Origin of the sequence: Pseudomonas viridiflava, assembly GCF_900602065.1 — a bacterium.
Taxonomy (GTDB): domain Bacteria; phylum Pseudomonadota; class Gammaproteobacteria; order Pseudomonadales; family Pseudomonadaceae; genus Aquipseudomonas.
The window spans coordinates 1-357 of the sequence record NZ_UWFN01000374.1 but is presented as its reverse complement, the minus strand read 5'-3'; the positions used below and the strand labels follow the sequence as shown (position 1 = coordinate 357).

Here is a 357-nt window from a genome sequence, read left to right as displayed (position 1 = left end):
GCTGAGACCCGATTACAGCAGCCAAACCGAATCCGGACAAACGCACTGCGGATGCCATTCCGATACTTTTTTAACCGAATGTCCTCCGGTCGTCCGAAATCAAAAAAGTATCAGTGCCGGTCGGTATCACCGCTAGCGAGAGTGGATCAGGCAGGCGTATGTTGATGCCTGCACGAAGCACCCATAACGATAAAAGGCGCCTGCAATGCCTGACAGCCGAGCCGCTCTTTTCGAGCAGCGTCCCGCCGTGCTGGAAGGCATTCTGCCCTAGCCTGACCAGTGTTTTCGCTTGTACGAGCACGACTATTCCTACGCGCTGGCGTGCTGGAAGCATCATCGTGAATTCGAGATTCACGT

1 pseudogene is annotated in these 357 nt (G+C 54.6%); it reads left to right on the top strand.

The window, feature by feature from the left end:
* Positions 1-205: 205 nt before the first annotated feature.
* A pseudogene (locus EE949_RS29035) lies at positions 206-357 on the top strand (AraC family transcriptional regulator); the annotation flags it as partial.